Source organism: Vibrio sp. THAF64 (assembly GCF_009363455.1).
Taxonomy (GTDB): Bacteria; Pseudomonadota; Gammaproteobacteria; order Enterobacterales; family Vibrionaceae; genus Vibrio; species Vibrio coralliilyticus.
Genome location: NZ_CP045355.1, coordinates 3,282,172 through 3,299,793 on the forward strand (window position 1 = coordinate 3,282,172; position 17,622 = coordinate 3,299,793).

The 17,622-nt window shown below is 47.0% G+C and carries 18 protein-coding genes; 5 read left to right on the plus strand and 13 right to left on the minus strand.

Going from position 1 to position 17,622, the window contains the following annotated elements:
* Positions 1 to 71 precede the first annotated feature (71 nt).
* Positions 72 to 569: a CpxP family protein gene (locus FIU99_RS15310; RefSeq protein ID WP_006957137.1), complete on the minus strand. Its 498-nt coding sequence runs from the start codon at positions 567 to 569 to the stop codon at positions 72 to 74.
* A 189-nt stretch (positions 570 to 758) separates the two neighbouring features.
* On the opposite strand from FIU99_RS15310, the gene FIU99_RS15315 reads away from it, so the two are divergent.
* The 4 genes from FIU99_RS15315 (at position 759) to trmL (ending at position 4,084) form a co-directional block, all read left to right on the plus strand.
* The gene (locus tag FIU99_RS15315) at positions 759 to 1,445 is read left to right on the plus strand and encodes a response regulator (RefSeq protein ID WP_152472357.1); all 687 of its coding nucleotides are present in this window, start codon (positions 759 to 761) and stop codon (positions 1,443 to 1,445) included.
* Positions 1,445 to 2,830 carry an envelope stress sensor histidine kinase CpxA gene (cpxA, locus tag FIU99_RS15320; RefSeq protein WP_152472358.1) on the plus strand — a complete coding sequence of 462 codons (1,386 nt, stop codon included), beginning with the start codon at positions 1,445 to 1,447 and terminating at the stop codon, positions 2,828 to 2,830. The genes FIU99_RS15315 and cpxA overlap by 1 nt, the downstream gene beginning before the upstream one ends.
* Before the next feature lie 73 nt (positions 2,831 to 2,903).
* Entirely contained in the window at positions 2,904 to 3,521 is a 618-nt protein-coding gene (locus tag FIU99_RS15325; protein ID WP_006957140.1) for a superoxide dismutase, read from the plus strand.
* A gap of 86 nt (positions 3,522 to 3,607) precedes the next feature.
* Positions 3,608 to 4,084, plus strand: coding sequence for a tRNA (uridine(34)/cytosine(34)/5-carboxymethylaminomethyluridine(34)-2'-O)-methyltransferase TrmL (gene trmL, locus FIU99_RS15330; RefSeq protein WP_006957142.1), 477 nt, complete (start codon positions 3,608 to 3,610; stop codon positions 4,082 to 4,084).
* 71 nt (positions 4,085 to 4,155) lie between these two features.
* On the opposite strand, the gene trpS is transcribed toward trmL, so the two are convergent.
* From trpS to pilM, 12 genes are all read right to left on the minus strand, one after another.
* Positions 4,156 to 5,193 (minus strand): tryptophan--tRNA ligase, encoded by a 1,038-nt coding sequence (trpS, locus tag FIU99_RS15335; RefSeq protein ID WP_006957143.1) that lies wholly within the window; start codon positions 5,191 to 5,193, stop codon positions 4,156 to 4,158.
* Positions 5,194 to 5,308: 115 nt separating this feature from the next.
* The gene (locus tag FIU99_RS15340) at positions 5,309 to 5,989 is read right to left on the minus strand and encodes a phosphoglycolate phosphatase (protein ID WP_152472359.1); all 681 of its coding nucleotides are present in this window, start codon (positions 5,987 to 5,989) and stop codon (positions 5,309 to 5,311) included.
* Positions 5,990 to 5,993: 4 nt separating this feature from the next.
* On the minus strand, positions 5,994 to 6,665 hold the full coding sequence (rpe, locus tag FIU99_RS15345; protein ID WP_006957145.1) for a ribulose-phosphate 3-epimerase: 672 nt from the start codon (positions 6,663 to 6,665) through the stop codon (positions 5,994 to 5,996).
* Between the two features lie 102 nt (positions 6,666 to 6,767).
* A complete protein-coding gene (locus FIU99_RS15350) occupies positions 6,768 to 7,595 on the minus strand; it encodes a Dam family site-specific DNA-(adenine-N6)-methyltransferase (protein WP_006957149.1) in 828 nt (275 codons plus the stop codon).
* A gap of 69 nt (positions 7,596 to 7,664) precedes the next feature.
* On the minus strand, positions 7,665 to 9,167 hold the full coding sequence (locus FIU99_RS15355) for an SPOR domain-containing protein (RefSeq protein WP_006957151.1): 1,503 nt from the start codon (positions 9,165 to 9,167) through the stop codon (positions 7,665 to 7,667).
* A gap of 41 nt (positions 9,168 to 9,208) precedes the next feature.
* Complete coding sequence (gene aroB / locus FIU99_RS15360; protein ID WP_006957153.1) at positions 9,209 to 10,297, minus strand: 3-dehydroquinate synthase; 1,089 nt, start codon at positions 10,295 to 10,297, stop codon at positions 9,209 to 9,211.
* A 31-nt stretch (positions 10,298 to 10,328) separates the two neighbouring features.
* Entirely contained in the window at positions 10,329 to 10,847 is a 519-nt protein-coding gene (aroK, locus tag FIU99_RS15365; RefSeq protein ID WP_006957155.1) for a shikimate kinase AroK, read from the minus strand.
* 176 nt (positions 10,848 to 11,023) lie between these two features.
* Positions 11,024 to 12,388 (minus strand): type IV pilus secretin PilQ, encoded by a 1,365-nt coding sequence (locus FIU99_RS15370; RefSeq protein WP_152472360.1) that lies wholly within the window; start codon positions 12,386 to 12,388, stop codon positions 11,024 to 11,026.
* A gap of 12 nt (positions 12,389 to 12,400) precedes the next feature.
* Positions 12,401 to 12,913: a pilus assembly protein PilP gene (locus tag FIU99_RS15375; RefSeq protein ID WP_006957158.1), complete on the minus strand. Its 513-nt coding sequence runs from the start codon at positions 12,911 to 12,913 to the stop codon at positions 12,401 to 12,403.
* The gene (gene pilO, locus FIU99_RS15380; RefSeq protein ID WP_006957159.1) at positions 12,903 to 13,493 is read right to left on the minus strand and encodes a type 4a pilus biogenesis protein PilO; all 591 of its coding nucleotides are present in this window, start codon (positions 13,491 to 13,493) and stop codon (positions 12,903 to 12,905) included. The genes FIU99_RS15375 and pilO overlap by 11 nt, the downstream gene beginning before the upstream one ends.
* Positions 13,486 to 14,043, minus strand: a complete 558-nt coding sequence (locus FIU99_RS15385) for a PilN domain-containing protein (RefSeq protein WP_006957160.1) — start codon at positions 14,041 to 14,043, stop codon at positions 13,486 to 13,488. Before FIU99_RS15385 ends, pilO begins: the two co-directional genes overlap by 8 nt.
* Positions 14,033 to 14,950: a pilus assembly protein PilM gene (pilM, locus tag FIU99_RS15390; RefSeq protein WP_006957161.1), complete on the minus strand. Its 918-nt coding sequence runs from the start codon at positions 14,948 to 14,950 to the stop codon at positions 14,033 to 14,035. Before pilM ends, FIU99_RS15385 begins: the two co-directional genes overlap by 11 nt.
* Before the next feature lie 139 nt (positions 14,951 to 15,089).
* Here pilM and FIU99_RS15395 point away from each other — a divergent pair, with 139 nt between their 5' ends.
* The gene (locus FIU99_RS15395; protein WP_006957162.1) at positions 15,090 to 17,612 is read left to right on the plus strand and encodes a penicillin-binding protein 1A; all 2,523 of its coding nucleotides are present in this window, start codon (positions 15,090 to 15,092) and stop codon (positions 17,610 to 17,612) included.
* The last annotated feature ends 10 nt before the right edge of the window (positions 17,613 to 17,622 follow it).

Here is a 17,622-nt window from a genome sequence, read left to right on the forward strand (position 1 = left end):
CCCGCAAATTATTGAATAAAAATGATACAAAAAAAGGCGGCCAATTGGCCGCCTGAATCTGCATACAAATATCAGCTGTCGCTAAAACGCTCCTGCATCTTCTCTAAACGCTTTTCAGAGCGCTCTTTCTGCAGCTCAACATATTTGGTTTTCTGCTCCGGTGTCAGAATGCTCAGCATCTGATGTTGCTTTTCAAGCATCTTCACTCTGCGCTCAGTCTGCTTCTCAACCATTTGCTTAGCCAGCTCGTTGGCTGCTGCTTCATCGAATGTATCAGCGAGTAGCAACGCCTGAACCTTTTCTTTATTAGCCTGCATCTCTGCATGATGGCTTTCAAAGTTATCTTTGAACTTCGCTTTCATTTCCGTTTTGTTGGCTTGGCGCATTTCTTTCAGTTGATCTTTTTGCGCATCGGTCAAGTCCAGCTGGCGCATAATGCCGCGGTCAAAGCCAAATTCACCATGTGGGCCTTTCTTGTGGTCTTTACCACCGTAAGCAAATGCACTCGCGGTACCTAATGTGAGGGGAAGAACAACGGCAGCCAATACCAGTTTCTTTGCAGTTTTCATAATCGTACCTTTCATATCCAGAGGGATGGAATCAAGCTGTCTCGACAGCGCTTGAGTGTAGATTACGAACTGCAACGTAAAGTGACGTCTAGAGAGCGTAAAGAATCGTAAAGAGCAAAAATTAAACTAAAGCTCTCGACGAATAATCAGTAATATTAGTGTAACCGATATGATTGAGAGACGTATTCCATGGCCAACATCCTATTGATTGACGATGACACCGAACTGACCAGCCTGCTCAAAGAAGTACTGACATTTGAAGGTTATCGCGTATCTGAAGCCAACGACGGAGAAGCAGGGCTTGAAGCCATTAACGACAGCATAGATTTAGTGCTGCTCGATGTCATGATGCCTAAGCTGAATGGAATGGAAACCCTTAAGCGCTTGCGTGAACACTGGGAAACCCCTGTCTTGATGCTGACTGCGAAAGGCGAAGAAATTGACCGTGTCATTGGCTTGGAACTAGGCGCTGACGATTATCTACCAAAACCTTTCAGTGACCGTGAATTGCTGGCCCGAATCCGTGCTATTTTACGTCGCACTCAATCGAAAGGCGGCAACAAAAACAGTGATTGTATTCAGTATCAGGACATCAAAATCTATCCGGGCAAGCAGGAAGCCTACTGCCAAGAGCAGTACCTAGATCTGACCACCACGGAGTTCGCACTCCTGAGCCACTTTGTCCAGCATCCAGGCGAAACGCTGACCAAAGAAACGCTCAGCTTAGATGTTCTGGGCAAACGCTTAGCAGCATTTGACCGCGCCATTGATATGCACGTATCCAACCTACGCAAAAAACTGCCTGAGCGCGAAGATGGCAAGTCTCGTATTAAAACGCTGCGCGGACGCGGCTATTTGCTGGTTGAGGAAAGTTGATGCGTCTGCCTAAGATCACCAGCCTATACGGGCGTATCTTTGCCATCTTCTGGTTTACCATGTTTTTGGTGCTGATCGCCGTGCTGTCGTTACCTCATTTGGATCCAAGAAAATCGAGGGATATTCCGACCGATCATTATAAAAAACTCATCGGGATCAAACAGAAGATAGAGAAGAACTTTGCGCGCGAACAGGATCTTCGCCGGATTATATTCCAGCTTGAAGGTCCAAAGCGTTCACCACGCGATCCCCGCCCTCGCTTTGTTCTGACAGATCTGGAAGGCAATATTCTGACCACGCGTGACCGCAAAGATTTCAAACTCAAAGCCGTACAGAACTTTATCACCAGTATCGAAAACCCTGAACATCCTAAGCAAAGATTGTATGGCCACTATATGGTGGCAGGCCCACTTCCCATTACTCTGGCTAAGAGAGATCTTCTGCTCTACGTCGGCATGAAGTGGAATCAACCATCACCATTTTTGATTCGCCTGTTTGATAAACCATTTCAGCTGCTGTTCGCAGTGATGCTGGTCAGCACTCCTCTACTGCTTTGGTTAGCATGGGCGTTAAGTCAACCCGCTCGTAAGTTGGAGCGCGCTGCTAAACGGGTCGCGAAAGGCGAATTTTTTGTCGACCCACAACTGGAAAAAGGCACGTCTGAATTCCGTCAGGCTGGTAAAAGCTTTAACCAGATGGTTGAAGCAGTAAATCAGATGATCTCTGGTCAACAGCGCTTGTTATCCGACATTTCACATGAGTTACGCTCTCCACTGACTCGATTGAGAATGGCCACGGCCTTAGCGTCACGCAAGCAAGGAGAGAGCCCTGAACTCAATCGAATTGATACCGAGGCACAGCGATTAGAACAGATGATCGGCGAACTTCTCGAGCTGTCTCGAATGCAAGTCGACAGCCATGTTGAGCGTGAACAACAACCTATTGGTAGCCTGTGGGAAGCGATACTCTCTGATGCGCAATTTGAAGCCGAACAGATGCACAAAACACTCCGCTACGATGCTATTCCAGAGCGTACCATTTCGGGCAATCCTAAATTACTGATGAGTGCTGTTGACAATATTGTGCGTAACGCCATTTATTACGGTAAAGACGTCATTCAGGTGTCACTGAGCATCCATTCTGATCAGCTCACAATTGCTGTCGATGACAATGGCGAAGGTGTTCCCGAGCAAGAACTGGAAGCCATTTTCCGACCTTTCTATCGGGTCTCGACCGCACGAGATCGCCACAGCGGCGGTACAGGTTTAGGATTAGCGATCACCGAAAACGCGATTCGACAGCACAGTGGCTCCATACAAGCACTGCGCAGTGAGCTCGGAGGCTTGAGAGTAGAAATTCGTCTACCACTCGTACCCATGCAATAACCTTATAAAAACACAGTTGATAATGGATCTCATTATCACTTAAAGTAAATCCTTCAATTACGGAGGATTTACTATGTCTCACACTTTCCCAGAATTACCTTACGCATACGACTCACTCGAACCTTACATTGATGCTAAAACCATGGAAGTCCATTACAGCAAGCATCACCGCACTTACTTCGACAAATTCGTTGCTGCGGTCAAAGGGACGGAGCTGGAAGATGCCTCACTAAGCGACATCTTCGCCAATATATCTCAGCACTCTCCTGCTGTACGCAACAATGGTGGTGGCTACTACAACCATATCCTTTACTGGAATTGCATGGCACCCGGTGCAGGTGGTGAACCTGAAGGTGAATTAGCCAAGGAAATTGACGCTACTTTCGGTGGCTTCGAGCAGTTTAAATCTCTGTTTGCCGAAGCAGCCATCAATACATTTGGCTCCGGCTTTGCCTGGCTAGTTGTCAAAGATGGCAAGCTGCACATTGCATCCACCAGCAATCAGGACAACCCTTTAATGGATGTTGCGAGCGTTCAAGGTGAGCCTATTTTAGCGCTGGATGTATGGGAACACGCTTACTACATCAGCTATCAAAACCGTCGCCCTGAATACATTGACGCTTGGTGGAATGTGGTTAACTGGGATGTGGTTAGCGAGAACTATGCAGTAGCACTAGCGCAAAACGCATAGCAAAAACTCACCATTTCAGGCTTGGCGGCATTTTAAAGCCGCCTTATACTGCTTAGCTTCCCAGCAGATGATAAGAAATTAACACTATGTTCGATATCGCCCTTTATGAGCCTGAAATTGCCCCAAATACAGGAAACATCATTCGCCTGTGTGCTAACTGTGGTGCAAACCTGCATTTAATTGAGCCATTAGGGTTTGATTTAGAAGAGAAAAAAGTCCGCCGCGCTGGGCTAGACTACCATGACTTAGCACGTGTCACTCGCCATAAAAACTATCAAGCGTTTGTTGAGTACCTAGAAAAAGAGCGTCAAACCTTCCGCATTTTTGCCTGTACGACAAAAACAACTGGTCATCACGTCGACGCAAATTTTCAACAAGGCGATGTTCTATTGTTTGGCCCAGAAACCCGTGGCCTGCCAGCAGAGTTGATTGAGAGTATGCCAATGGAACAGCGCATTCGCATCCCAATGATGCCCGATGCTCGCAGCCTCAATTTATCTAACGCAGTCGCCATTATCGCTTTTGAAGCTTGGCGTCAGATGGGCTTTGAAGGTGCTCAATAGCATCAAAAATTGGATATAAAAAACGGACTCAAATGAGTCCGTTTTTTATATTTACCGAAATTCAGACAGGTCTATGGGCGAGCCACAAAACCAACCGCTTCGTATGCTTTCTTTAGTGTCTCAGCTGCGCGAGCTGAGGCTTTTTCAGCACCCTGCTTCATCACTTGATCCATGTATGCGCGATCTGCACGAATACGATGATATTCAGCTTGAATAGGCTCGAGCATCGCTACAATCGCTTCACCCACATCTTTCTTAAATGGACCGTACATCTCAACACCTTGGTATTGCGCTTCGATCTCTTCAAAGCTCTTACCTGTTGCTGCCGAGTAAAGACCCATTAAGTTAGAGATACCCGCTTTGTTATCCCAATCATGGGCAATACGTGGTGGCGTTTCTGCATCTGTCTGAGCTTTGTTGATCTTCTTGATGATCGATTTAGGCTCTTCGAGCAGAGTAATCACGTTCTTACGGTTATCGTCTGATTTCGACATCTTCTTCGTCGCATCCTGAAGACTCATAACACGTGCATTCACAGTCGGAATGTACGGTTCTGGCACTTGGAAGATTGGCTGCTCAGGCGAGTAGATATTGTTGAATCGGTTAGCGATATCACGAGCTAGCTCAAGGTGCTGTTTCTGGTCACTACCCACAGGTACTTGGTGTGCACCGTATAGCAGGATGTCCGCTGCCATTAGTACAGGGTAATCGAACAGGCCAACGTTCACGTCGCCAAACTGGCTTGAGCTGTCTTTCGAATAGCGGGCAGACTTATCTTTAAACTGAGTCATACGGCTCAGCTCGCCCATCTGGGTGTAACAGTTAAGAAGCCAACCAAGTTGAGCATGCTCTGGTACGTGTGACTGAACAAATAGCGTGCTCTTTTGTGGATCAACACCAACTGCCAGACAGATCGCTAATGCGTCTAGAGTCGCTTCATGCAGTGCTTTCGGCTCCTGACGAACCGTGATCGCATGAAGGTCTACAACACAATATTGGCAATCGTAATCGTCTTGCATCTGTTGCCATTGACGTAGAGCACCCAAGTAGTTACCGATACTTAGTTCACCTGATGGTTGAACACCACTCAATACAATGGGTTTGCTCATGGGAATAGTTCCTTTGACTTCTTATCTAAAAAATGAAAAAAACCGTGTGGATTCTAGCCACACGGTTCACTCAGTGTACTCATTAACGAGTATTTTGGAAGATCTTTTGTTGCCACTAAGCGGAAACCGCTACCACATCCACTAGATCTGCGATTGTGTCTGCAACAAAATCCGGTTGAGACTGCGAAATTGGCTCGCCGTGATTGTATCCGTAAGTCAAACCGAACGAAGCGCAACCCGCATTTTTCGCTGCCAGAATGTCATTCTTGGAATCGCCCACCATCAACATTTCTTGTGGCTGACAACCATGTTTCTCAAGCAACCAGGTCAATGCCATTGGGTTCGGTTTTTTCTCTGGGAAAGTATCACCACCAATCACATCAACAAAGTACTTATCAATGCCGTGCTTTGCCAACACATCAGGTACGAACTTCGAAGGCTTGTTGGTCACCAGCGCCATTGTAAAACCCGCTTTGTGCAGCTCGGCCAAGGTTTCTTTAACCGCAGGGTAAAGGTGGCTTAGCTTGTGCCCGCTTTGCTCATAATAATCATCGAAAAGAACACGAGCTTTGGCATGCAGTTCTGGATCCAAATCAGGCGATACCGTTAGACTGCGACTCAGCGAGCGCCCAATAAGAACATCAGCGCCGTTCCCTACGTAGTCACGAACTTGCTCTTCCGTTACTGCTGGGTAACCTAGTGCTTGTACAGCCTGGTCAGCAGCCACGGCTAGGTCAGGCACGCTATCCAATAACGTTCCATCCAAGTCAAACGCGATAAGTTTAATATTGCTCATTCAATTACTCTGCCTTTGCTAATTCAGCACGCATCTGGTCTATGACTTCTTTGTAGTCAGGTTGGTTGAAGATCGCGGAACCCGCCACAAACATATCCGCACCCGCTTCAGCGATTTCTCGAATGTTGTCCACTTTGACACCACCATCAATTTCCAGACGGATATCGCGGCCAGACTCATCGATCATCTTGCGCACTGCGCGTAGCTTATCCAATGTTTTAGGGATGAAAGATTGACCACCAAAACCTGGGTTCACTGACATCAAAAGAATCATATCGATCTTATCCATGATGTATTCAAGGTGAGAAAGTGGTGTTGCTGGGTTTAGTACCACACCCGCTTTACAACCATGTTCTTTGATCAGTTGCAGTGTGCGATCAACGTGTTCAGACGCTTCAATGTGGAAGGTAATCATAGACGCACCGGCTTTGGCAAAATCCGGAATAATACGATCGACTGGCTTCACCATCAGATGCACATCAATCGGTGCAGTAATACCGTAATCACGCAGAGCCTGACAGATAGGAGCTCCAAAAGTCAGGTTAGGAACGTAATGGTTATCCATAACGTCGAAGTGAACCACATCTGCACCCGCTGCGAGCACTTTTTCAACATCTTCACCAAGACGAGCCATGTCTGCAGACAAAATGGATGGAGCGATAAGGAAATCTTTCATACCTGACCTCTAGAATTTATTGGGCAAAACCATTGAATACAAGTTGAGCGCAATTCTACCGAAGCTAAAGGCCAGAAGATAGATGAGATAAGAGAAATGTCGTTAGTGCTGATCGTCTGGCTTAAACAATGCCAGTAGTTCATCCACTTTATTACGCCCAGCGCCATTGCGGCTGATGGTGCGCTTCACTTTAACAACATTGAGTTCCGCACCGTGGTACAAGCGGCGGGTGAGCGTGGTATCGTGATTAGAAATCAACACCGGAATATGGCGCTCTTTCGCCGCTCTTTCAGCTACATCCGCCAAGGCTGCCTGATCATCTAACGTAAAACCGTTACCGGCATAGGAGGTAAAGTTGGCGGTATTAGACAGTGGCGCATACGGCGGGTCGCAATACACTACACTGCCTTTACGAGCACGTTTAAAGGTATCGGTATAGCTTTCACATACAAACGTCGCTTTCTTGGCTTTTTTGGCAAAGAATTCCAGCTCAGCTTCAGGGAAGTATGGCTTTTTATACGAGCCAAAAGGAACGTTAAAACCACCTTTCTTGTTGTAGCGACAGAGGCCGTTAAAACCGAAACGGTTCATATACAGAAAAGCCAAAGAACGGTACATCACGTCGTCCGTCGCATTAAACTGCGCTCGGATCGACAAATAAGCTTCTTTGCGATTATTCTCAGGCACAAACCAACGCTTTGCTTCGGAAATATACGCTTCCGGGCTCTCTTTGAGTAAGTTGTAGAGATTAATCAAATCTGGGTTGATGTCTGCAAGTAGGTACTGCTCATAGTCAGTATTCAGGAAAACCGAACCAGCGCCAACGAACGGTTCAACCAGCTTACGCCCTTCAGGCAAGTATCGCTGGATATCTTCGACAAGTCCGTATTTTCCACCTGCCCATTTCAGGAAGGCACGCTGCTTCTTCATCTACTGCTCTATCTATCAACCACAAATTAAGGCTGCGGAATGTAACATATTTTCCCGCTAAGCTCAGCGTTATTTCACTCGATCAATTTCACGGTGGACCTGACTGAGAGATTTAGCCCAAGGATCCAGCTGCTGTATATCAGCTGGAAGCGCTTCAACGGCATCTCTCGCCACCTGAATGGTTGGATAGTTTTGATAAGTGATGATAAACCACTCTACTTCGTTGCGAACAGTCGGGTATATATACACATTGTCAGCCAAATTATGCTTATCTAAGAAGACTTGTACATCCTCCAGAGAACGCACAGCGGCTAATTGAAGGGTATAACTGCGAGGGGAGAAGCTCTTCAGCTCATCTTTCGTGAAAGAAAACTTCACAATCGGCTTTTCTACCTGAGTGGCAACCTCAGTTTGTGCGGCAGGCTCAGCCACCGCACTCGCTGTTGTGTCAGGTACATCCACTTTAGGGACTGATTGCTCAACCACTTCTTGTATCGTTGTCGTGTCGACTTTCTCAGGCTTACCTTCCAACAGTGCATCTACGACTTCTGAGGTAATCACAACGCGCTGATGATCATCCGAAGCATTACCTACACTCGAAGTTTGCTCGGTCACTGCCGGAGGAAGGGATTCCGAATCATCTTCTGCCGAAGACAACATAGGATCAGAAATCGGCTCTTCACTTATTGAGCCTTGCTGTTCAGTATCAGATTGAGCATCAACCGGTAACGTTGGAATCACAGTCTGCTCGATAGAGTCTGTCATCTGTTGCGCTTTGTCATCTGGCGAAGGTTGGCCCATCATCCACCAATAACCACCACCTATCAGCACCAGCAACGTAATCACCACCAATGCAATATTGATTGGTGAACCAATGATTGAGCGGATAATGATCCTTTTTTCCACTTTATGATCCCCTAAAGCCATAATCTCACCCGGACGACGGGCAACAGTTCGGTATGCGTTACGTACACGCTTCTCTCTCTCATCTTCGACAAAGCGAATCACCAGGTGTTCAAAGAATCGATCCGCTTCAGCCTGGGTCAGCGCTTCAATCTCTAAATCAATCGGCTTGTGATCCTGACCATAGCTAAGGCGGGTCAACAACACATCAAGACTATTGGACTGAGCGAACAAAACCACGTTGATTGTCCAAGCCGGATTTTCCTGCGCTTCGAGAATCAACATCCACAATTCAGAGACAAAGGATTCCTGCAGTAAATCGGCATCATCAACGACGATAACAGCATCGCAGCTTTCCCCTTCCATCTGGCGGGCAAAACTTTCGGCTAATGGGTCGGCAGGATTGAACATCGGCTCAGAAAAGAGCTGAGTCAGAATCATGGTGCGGCGTTGTTGGTCATCCTGACTTGGATGACACATCAGGAGCGATTGGTTTTTATCTGACGCCCACGCTTCAAGGTATCGTTGGGCGAGCCAAGATTTACCGGCTCCTGATGCACCGCCAACAGTGACTAAGTTTGACCCGAAGTTAGTCAGCAATTGCATTCGCTCAAGCAATTCTACTTGAGAATCTAACTCCAACACACGGGATTCATGCGTCAAACTCATTCAACCATCCTAATGACAGTCCACTGTCTAAAGAAAAGAACTTAGATATCGCGACAAAAATCGATCGCTTGCTTGATGACCGATTCAGGCACACCTTTAACTACTTCTGCGCTGCCGATGCTGGTTGGCAACACTAAACGCAGTTCACCAGAGAGCACTTTTTTATCGCGCATCATGTGTTTCATGAAGTCGTCAAAAGTCATAGTGTCTGGTGTATGCACAGGCAAATGTGCTCTCTTCAGTATAGAGAGAATTCTCTCTACTTGCTGCTCTGTGATAAGCCCTTGAAGCTGCGCAGTTTTTGCTGCCATCACAGTGCCGGAAGAAACCGCTTCGCCATGTAGCCATTTACCATAACCTAACTCAGCTTCGATCGCATGACCAAATGTATGACCTAGGTTCAGTAATGCACGAATGCCGGACTCTTTTTCATCCTGAGCCACCACTTCCGCCTTAATTTGGCAGCAGCGTGCAATGGCATAAGTCAATGCCTGCTCGTCGAGTTCGTACAGCTTGTTAAGGTTCTCTTCTAACCAGACAAAAAAGTCCTGATCGTAGATGATGCCGTACTTGATTACCTCAGCAATGCCAGCAGCAAACTCGCGCTCAGGCAACGTCGCTAGGCAGTCGGTATCAATGATCACTGACTTTGGTTGGTAGAAGGCACCAATCATGTTCTTACCCAGCTTGTGGTTCACCGCTGTTTTACCGCCAACCGACGAATCCACCTGAGACAGCAAAGTGGTCGGAATTTGGATAAAGTCGACGCCACGCTGATAGCACGCTGCAGAGAAGCCAACCAAATCACCAATCACACCTCCACCAAGGGCAATGACAACAACATCGCGAGCGAAATTACCTTCGAGAAGGTAGCTCATCACGGTATTGAAAGTATCCAGCGATTTGTACTGTTCGCCATCTGGTAGCTCAAGAACTGAGGCTTCACAGCCCACTTGCTCAAGAAGAGATAAGATTTTATCGGCATACAAAGGCGCTACCGTGACATTGGTAATCACGACAACTTTTTGTTTCGCTGATAAAAATGAAAGGTGGGCCGGATCATTGAATAATCCGGCACCAATTGAGATTGGATAGCTACGCTCACCTAAACTGACCGTAATCCGTTCCATGGGTATTCTCCAGTTGCTAAAATTTAACGTATTAACGTTCTTCTAGCATTTTTACGATCTGGTTGGCTACCACTTTTGCACTTTGATCGTCAGTACGTACTGTGTAATCCGCGATTTCTTCGTAAAGAGGGTTGCGTTCACCAGCCAGTGACTCCAACACATCACGAGGGTTATCCGTCTGTAGCAGAGGACGTTTCTTGTCACGGTTGGTACGTGCAAGTTGCTTTTCAATCGTTGTTTCTAAATAAACGACGATACCGCGAGCCGATAAACGGTTGCGGTTTTCTTTACTCTTGATAGAGCCACCGCCTGTTGCCAGAACAATACCATGTTCTTCTGTCAGGTCGTTGATCACCCTTTCTTCACGGACACGGAAGCCTTCTTCGCCTTCAACGTCAAATACCCAAGCGATATCTGCGCCAGTGCGCTCTTCAATCACAGTGTCCGAGTCAACAAACTCCATATGAAGTTGTTGAGCCAAGTGTCTACCAATTGTACTTTTGCCGGCACCCATTGGGCCAACAAGAAAAATATTGCGTTTTTCAGCCATGTTCAGCAGTAATTTACAACGTTAATTCAATGACATCGCCACAAGAAAACCAAGATTTCTCTGGTCAAAGATATGCTTGTGGCACCTATTCCTCACAGATAATTCGTGATAAGACCCGAAATTATCTAGATAAGGTGACACTAATGCAAATTTATTTTTGCCTGTTTGTTGATTGATTAAGGCGCAACCACTGTTGGCGTTACAAAAATCAACAACTCGCTCTTACCCATTTGCTGATAAGTTCGTCGAAAAAGCCCACCTAGCAAAGGAATGTCGCCTAACAACGGAACCTGATCGACCGTATCCGAAACACTGTGCTGATAAATGCCTCCCAGAACAATGGTTTCGCCATTATTGACCAGTACCTGAGTACCGATACGTTGCGTGTCTATCGCAACAGCTTCCCCAGTGCCGGTTTTGACCACTTGACCCGGCCTATCTTGGGTGACATTCAGATCCAGAATCAAACGGTTATCCGATGTGATTTGCGGGGTGACTTTTAAACTTAACACTGCTTTTTTAAAATTCACGCTGGTTGCACCGCTTGAGGCCGCCTCTAAATAAGGAATTTCAGTCCCCTGCTCAATGTAAGCAGGTTGCTTGTTGGTGGTAATCAGACGCGGACTGGATATAACTTCTGCTCTCGATTCCCTTTGCAACGCTGACAATTCTAAATCCAGTAAAGTGTCACTGCCCAGCTTAGCGACCTGAAAAGCAATCGTCGAAGCGTTCACGGACGTCGCCGCTAAGTTGACGTTGAGAAAATCGTCCAGTGACGAGTCCGAATCCCCATACAGATTGAGATTGGCTAAGTTATTTTCTATCGAGCCTCCCACACTGTGACTGCCGTTGGTCGAACTGAACCCCCAACGCACACCCAACTCCTGTAAATCACCTTCATTCAAGCTGACTATGCGCGCCTCAATTTGTACTTGTTTCACCGGCACATCTAATGCCGTAATGATCGCCTTCATCGCTTGAATATTGATAGCAACATCGCGAATTAACAGGCTATTGGTTCGAGTATCGATTGAAATCACCCCTCGTTCAGACAACATCCGCGTCGCAGCGCTATCGCTCAGTAATGCCGCAATATCTGCCGCTTTGGCAAACCTCATAGCGATAATCTCAGATTCTAACGGTTGAAGCTCAGCCGTGACTTTCTCCTGTTCCAACTTTTGTTGTCTGAACTGAGCAATTTCAGCCGCCGTTGCCACCAGCAACACACTGCCATCCATGCGCTTCTCTAATCCCTTCATACGCAAAATGATATCGAGTAACTGTGGCCACGGAACCTCCTTCACTCTTAGGGTCAGATTGCCAGACACGGCATCTGACACAACCAGATTAAAATCGTTGTAATCCGCAATCTGCTGCAATACCTGGCGCACCGGAATATCCTGAAAATTGACGGAAAGCTTGTCTGACACCTTTCCCTCTATCTCAAGTTCATGCTTCATCTCCTCACTGCTTGCAGCATTAAGCGTAATCACCAAACTAAACAGCAGCACACCGAGCAACCTTGCTTTCTTAAAAACCATTTTCGATATCACCTAGTTCATCGCTAACCTGACATTTCTGGCAGTCCAGCACCCTTGATGATCTTTCACCATCTCACGAATTTGAATCACATCTGAGGAAATGCTGGTGATGGTGCCTTTATTGACACCGATTGAGTGCCCGAGCTTAGATTTTATAATGTTCCCAGAAGGAAGCTCGATCAGTGCAGTTTGCTCACGCTCTTTGCCCATCGTACCGGCCAGTCGCAGTTGCTGAAGAGGATAACCTACCAGCTCACCCTTTGAAGCGACGTTAGGGTTCGACTGACAAAGTGGCTTCTCGGTACGAACGTGTGAAATGCTCTCAGGTAATGCAAAAGGATCTCGCTCTGATTGAAAATCAGAAACCACTAGTAGATGAGGTTTATCAATAGTAGAGATAAAGTCCGAGCTCTCGTCCTGTTGGTGCTGAGCAGCTTTAGGCACAAGCAGTTCAATAGGCTGTTGATTGGCTCTACATCCTAGCAATACCAATATAATGAATAGCATGGCGAACTTAGTTGGCATCACTCACCTCATGGTTAGATTGAAAGAGATAGATGCGGCCTTTGACATGCAGTCTATTACTGCCAGCCTGTACTCGTCGCCAGTGCAAGGCATCAAAGTGAACCGGATAAGATAACGTTAAGATTGATCGAAAGAAGGCCGTAATTTGACGGTAACGCCCTGTGAGCTCAAATTGCAGCGAGCGTTGTAGGTAGGAATCTGCATGTGTTTGACTTCCCTGAACTATGCGTGGAAACACCAAATCATGTTGCTCCGCAATCCGATGAAGATCACTCAAAACTTGGGGTAATTCCATCGGCTGCAGTACTTGTTTTTCCAGCAAGTTATTTCTTTTCCGCAGAGAGTCTAGCTCACTTTTACGTTGTTCTAGAGACGACACATTGTGACTTTTAGACTGAATAGCACTTAGTTGCTGTTTCTCCTTGGCCAGTTGCGAATCCAATCGCGCGAGTTGTGAGGACAGAAAAAGGGCGTAGCCCAATAACAACAATACCAATAGATAAGCACCTAACATGATACGCTTCTGGAGCTTAGGTAACTGAGCTAGCGTCACCAGGTCAATATCACGTAGATCAATCATGTTTTGGTTCCACTAGCTCAAAGGTCAATGTGAAAACCTGATAGTTTTGCTGACTCTGTGACTGATGGTGTAACACCGATTGCATGGCAACCGACTCAGCTATAGGCGTCCGATCAAGTTGCGCTAACAGCGTAGACAACTGCTCTGTTGTGGATGCAATGCCATGAAGCCTGACCTGTTTTCCTGTGGTGTGCATCTGCTCTAGATAGACGTGGTTTGGAAGTACGCTAGGCAATAGGCTCTCTAGCTGGGCGATTAGATAGCGTCTAGCATCCAGATTGCGCAAAGCAGCAAACTCACTGTTCAATTCTTCTATCTCTTTTTCGATGGCACTTAACTGAGCTTGTTGCTGCCCGAGCTTGCTATCCCACCTTGTCAGTTGCTCGACTCTCCCCTGTTGAATATCCAGTTGTAACTGCAAATATCGGCTCACGCTCGCGATGCTAAGCACAGCAACAACACTTACTGCAAAAAGACTCAGCAGGAATCGACGGATTTGCATCTGACGTTGTCTTTCACGCCAAGGCAGCAGATTAATATTAAGCTGCATTATGCTTCTCCAACCAAGAAGCACCACTTAACGCTAGCCCAAGTGCTTGGGAGAATTGAGGACCGAAGTCTGCTCTCGTTTCTTGCTTGCAGCAGAACAAATCACCCAGCTTAAGCGGAATACACGCCAGTCCCGCATCGGACTGCATTGTTTGGATAAACGAAGAGAAAAAATGGATTTCACCACTTAACCAAATCCCGTCAGGTTTGATATCCAGTAGCCGAATATGGAGAACTAACTTTTCTAACGTTTTGCAAATAACGTCATGTTCCAGACTTTCCAAGCTGAACGTTTTGTCTATCAGGCGTAATGGCTCAGCTTCACAATACAACGCGATACTGTGCCAGTTGAAGTCAATCAGTAACCAATTTGACTGTTGATATTGTTTTGCAGCACGTCGCCATAACTGAGCAAGGTTATGTGAATAGGGGTTGATCAGAACAGGCTCCATACCCGCTTTAAGGCATGGCGCAACCCGACTATCCACACACCCTTTTCTCACCGCGTAGACTTGATAGTCTTGCGCCTTATCGTGGGACAGTGAGGTAAAATCCAAATACAGCGCTTCCACATCCACAGACGACTGCCTCGCAAAAGCTTGAGTAATCGCGAACTGGCATTCGGCGTCACTCAAATTGCTATCTATTTGTAATTGCTTACTTATTACTGAACTATCAGGAACACTCAGACACACTTTGCGACTAAATAGTGGCAAAGCCTTTCTTAGTTCTTTGAGTTTCTTTACAATTTTCTGATAATTTAACCTGTAGTTATCAGTGAAAATGTCCGCTTCGACTGGCATTTGGTGATAACCAACAAGTGCAAAAGTGTCTTTTTCAGGTTTTAAGACCACCGCTTTGATACTCTGGTGGCTGATATCTATGCCTGTAATTAGTGATTTACCCATATAGCTCAGCTCCATAAACTTGCTTAGCGCTTAGGCTTAAATCGTTGATTTAGTAAGCACATAAACAGATTTGAGCTACGTTTTAGCTTAAACTACCTAGGTTTGCATAACGTAAGCTTAATTAATCAGGGATTCTCCGGTGAAGTTCATAAAGCGATTGTTTATTTTCGTATTGGTTTGCACGGTACTTGGGGTCGGGACCATTGTTGGTTTCTACTTCTACGTAAAACCAGAGTTGCCCGATGTGGCGACTTTAAAAGATGTCAAACTGCAGACACCAATGCAGATATTCACTCAAGACGGCAAGCTGATCTCACAGTTTGGTGAGAAGCGACGTATTCCGGTCACCTATGATGAAATTCCCCCACACCTGATTGAAGCGCTGATCGCGACAGAAGACAGCCGTTTCTACGATCACCCCGGTATCGACCCTATTGGTATCGCACGTGCTGCTGTTGTCGTTGCTCTTTCAGGCTCGGCCAAGCAAGGTGCGAGTACGATCACTCAGCAGCTGGCACGTAACTTCTTCTTGTCCAATGACAAAAAGATCATGCGAAAAATCAAAGAGATCTTTATCGCTATTCACATTGAACAACTGCTGAGTAAAGAAGAGATCCTTGAGCTGTACGTGAATAAAATTTTCTTAGGTTACCGTTCGTATGGCTTTGGCGCAGCAGCACAGACTTATTTTGGCAAAGATCTACAGAACCTAACGTTGAGTGAAATTGCCACCTTGGCAGGCATGCCAAAAGCCCCGTCAACCATGAACCCTATCTACTCGCTTCAGCGTGCCACCAGCCGTCGCAACGTTGTCCTTAAGCGTATGCTGGATGAAAAGTACATCACTGAAGATGAGTATCAACAGGCCCGTGCTGAAGAGATCATGTCGCGCTACCATGGCGCAGAGATTGAACTGAGTGCACCTTATGTAGCAGAGCTGGCTCGTGCATGGATGGTCGCGCGTTACGGTGAAGAAGCTTACAGCTCAGGAATGAATGTCTACACCACCGTGGATTCTAAGCTGCAGTCTGCTGCCAATGAAGCTGCCATCAATAACCTGCTAGCGTACGATGAACGTCACGGTTACCGCGGCGCTGAAAAAGTCCTGTGGAAAGCAGGTCAGACAGCATTCGATGAAGAAAAAATTGACGACACTTTGGACCGAGTGCCAACTTACGGCTCCCTTCTCCCTGCGGTCGTCACACAAGTCACAGCCCGACAAGCGACTGTCTGGGTGAAAAACCAAGGCGTCAAAACGCTCGAATGGGATGGCATCAAGTGGGCGCGTAAATTCCTCACCGATGACCGCCAAGGCCCAGCACCAAAAGCGGCCACGGATGTACTGGAAGAAGGTGAGCAAATTTGGGTCCGTCAGGTAGAGACACCTGTTGAAGATGGCGAAACACAAACTGCTTGGCACTTAAGCCAGGTGCCAAATGCCAATACAGCGTTTGTTGCCATGGACCCAGAAAATGGCGCAGTCTTGTCTCTGGTTGGCGGTTTCAACTTCGTTCACAATAAGTTCAACCGCGCGACGCAATCCGTGCGTCAGGTTGGCTCCAGTATCAAACCGTTTATTTACTCGGCGGCTATCGATAAAGGTCTGACTCTGGCAACATTGGTCAATGATGCACCGATTAACCAGTGGGATAAGAGTCAAGGGACAGCATGGCGCCCGAAAAACTCGCCTCCAACTTATATCGGCCCAACTCGATTAAGAATCGGCTTAGCGCAATCTAAAAACGTCATGGCAGTGCGCGTGCTGCGTGAAGTGGGCTTAGATGAAACGCGCCAGTATCTGACTCGATTTGGCTTCAATATTGATCAGGTACCACGCTCTGAGACAATTGCTCTTGGTGCTGGCAGTCTGACACCAATGAAGATGGCACAAGGCTACTCAGTGTTTGCCAATGGAGGCTACTACGTTGAACCACATTACATCAGTAAAGTGGAAGGCCCATTTGGTGATGTAGAGTTTGAAGCGACACCGAAATCCATCTGTCGTCAAGACTGTGAACAAACGGCGACAGAAACCGTCACTAACGAGTTCCAGGAACAAGACGTTGATCCTCAAGATGGTCAAACACCTCAATACGCGCCACAGGTGATCTCTGAGCAGACCGCCTTCCTCGTGCGTGAAATGATGTACAGCAACATTTGGGGTGGTGGTAACTGGCGCGATGGTACTGGCTGGAACGGTACCGGCTGGCGAGCACAAGCACTGAAGCGTCGCGATGTGGGCGGCAAGACGGGTACCACTAATGACTCGAAAGATGCGTGGTACAACGGCTATGGACCAGGCATGGTTGCCGTATCCTGGGTCGGTTTTGATGACCACAACCGTAAGCTCGGCCGCACCAAGCCAAACAGCAATTTGGGCAAAGGGCAAATTTCCGGCGCCGAAGCCGGCGCGAAAACCGCTCAGCCAGCTTGGGTTGACTTCATGCACACCGCCCTAGCGGGTGTACCTGCTCAGCAGAAAGTCATACCGCCGAATATTGTTCGCGTAAGAATTGACCGTGATTCAGGGCTATTGACCAACAAGTTCGACTCAAGCTCGATGTTTGAGTACTTCCTTGAAGGGACGGAGCCGACTGAATACGTCACTGATGAAATTACTGACAGCATCTATACCTCTGCTGAAAGTGAAGAGTTGTTTTAACCAGCATCAA